The 2,128-nt window shown below is 45.2% G+C and carries 2 protein-coding genes; both read right to left on the bottom strand.

Annotated features, from left to right (window positions below):
• Positions 1-74: 74 nt before the first annotated feature.
• A complete protein-coding gene (cpxA, locus tag OQV04_RS24365; protein ID WP_042846694.1) occupies positions 75-1,445 on the bottom strand; it encodes an envelope stress sensor histidine kinase CpxA in 1,371 nt (456 codons plus the stop codon).
• Positions 1,442-2,128, bottom strand: a 687-nt coding sequence (cpxR, locus tag OQV04_RS24360) for an envelope stress response regulator transcription factor CpxR (RefSeq protein WP_332643209.1), incomplete at its 5' end; no start/stop codon positions are given. The genes cpxA and cpxR, both read right to left, overlap by 4 nt.

Raw genomic sequence — 2,128 nt, 5'->3', positions numbered from 1 at the left:
CATGCTTTGTGAGTAGGAATAAAAAAGCCCTCTATTTAAAATAGAAGGCTTTAAGGTTCAAACTAAGCGTTAGGTTAACGGCCGTGTTCAGGTAACCAAATTTGTAACCTTAAACCACCAAGTGGGCTATCATCGGCTTTCACCCAACCTTTGTGTTGTGTTATGGCTGTTTCAACAATAGCAAGACCTAACCCAGTACCACCAGTTTCCCTGTCCCTAGCTTCATCCGTGCGGTAGAACGGGCGGAAAATATGTTCACGGTCAGCAGGGCTAACACCGGGGCCGTCATCATCTACAGTGATCAGAATACCGTTGTTTTCTTCTTTAAAATCAACAGCAATATGGGTGTTTGAGTAACGCAAAGCATTACGCACGATATTTTCAAATGCACTACCCACCGCGGAAGGGTTACAGTACAATGGCCAAGGGCCTGGATGAGAAGTTACATCAAGCGTTTTGTTCATTTGTTCCGCTTCGAAACTTGCGTCATCTAAAATATCACCCCAAAGTTCATCTGCCTTGATGTTTTCACGGAGGATTTCGTTTTTGTGCTGGCTACGGGACAGAACAAGCAAGTCATTGATCATGCTGTCCAAACGGTGCGTTTCTGTTTCGATGCGTTCAAGTTCTTTACTTTCACCATGGCGACGACGCAGTAATGCGGTTGCCAATTGTAACCGTGTCAGCGGAGTGCGTAATTCATGGGAGATATCAGAAATTAAACGTTGTTGAGCACTAACCATGCCATCAAGAGCGCTGATCATCTGGTTAAAGCTGTTCCCCGCAGAAAGGAACTCTTGTGGACCGGCTTCCAGTTCAGGGTGGGGCCGCAAGTTCCCTTTGGCAACGTCATCTGCCGCCATTTTTAATTTACGGGCAGGGCGTGCGAGGCTCCAAGATAGCCATAATAAGAGCGGAGCACTGATTAGCATTGTGGCAATCAGTAATAAGAATGGCCTATCAAATAATAAGTTAATAAAGTCAGATTGCGGGCTGCTAGATGGGCGAACTAAGTACAGTTGATAGTGGTCTTCTCCATCACGGATAGAAAAAGGCCCTAAAATTTCAGCGCGACCGTATTTTTTCTTTTTGGGGTGATCGGCGTTATCTGATTGCCCAATGAAGTTACGAATAACTTGCATTTCACTTGGCATTGCACCGATAACACGACCTTCGCTGGTGACGATAATTAACCGTTGCCCAGGCGGTGCCCATTTTTTGATGGCATTAGAAATACGACGCCACCAAAGTAAGTCATTCATTGGAGCTTGCGCAAGTTCTGCTTCTATATGCTGCTCAAGCATTTCCCCTTGGCGTTGTTCACTTTCCATAAGGACGGTGATTTGCCGAGAATCGAGCTTGGGCACCATCAGCACTAGCATTAATACTAGTGCGAGGGTGAACCAGAAAATCGCAAAGATCCTGGCGGTTAAGCTGTTGATCATGTGGCAGAAACCATTAAGTACCCTCGACCGCGCAGGGTTTTAAACCATGGCTGGCCATCAGTACGTTCAGGAAGTTTACGACGTAGGTTTGAAATATGCATATCGATTGCACGGTCAAACGGTGTTAAGCGTTTCCCGAGAACTTCTTGGCTAAGATGCTCACGAGACACTACTTGGCCTAAATGCTGTGCAAGCAGATATAACAAAGTAAATTCAGTCCCTGTTAAGTCCAAAATTTCGTTATCAAAGCTAGCTTCTTGGCGACCAGGGTTAAGCTGCAGCTTATCAACTTGCAAGACAGGGGTATTGCTGTTGTCGCCTTGCGTTTGTTCGCTCCAGTTTGAGCGACGTAATAAAGCACGAATGCGGGCAACCAGTTCGCGGTCATTGAATGGTTTTGGTAAGTAATCGTCTGCACCTAATTCTAAGCCCAGTACTTTATCTAGTTCACTGCCGCGGGCAGTTAACATGATCACCGGCGTTTGGTGTATTTGACGCAGTTCTTTTAATGTCTCAATACCATTTTTTTTCGGCATCATGACATCAAGTAAGAGTAGATCAATGGATGAGTCAATTTGTTGTAATGCTTGTTCACCATCATAAGCGATGACAACATTGAAGCCTTCCATTTCTAGCAGTTCTTTTAATAGCGACGTGAGTTCACGGTCGTCATCAACTAATAG

The sequence above is a fragment of the Escherichia sp. Lx600-2 genome (assembly GCF_036662595.1).
In the GTDB taxonomy this organism is placed as follows: domain Bacteria; phylum Pseudomonadota; class Gammaproteobacteria; order Enterobacterales; family Enterobacteriaceae; genus Escherichia; species Escherichia coli.
Note: the sequence above shows the minus strand (reverse complement) of the source record. Positions and strands in the feature narration are given on the sequence as shown.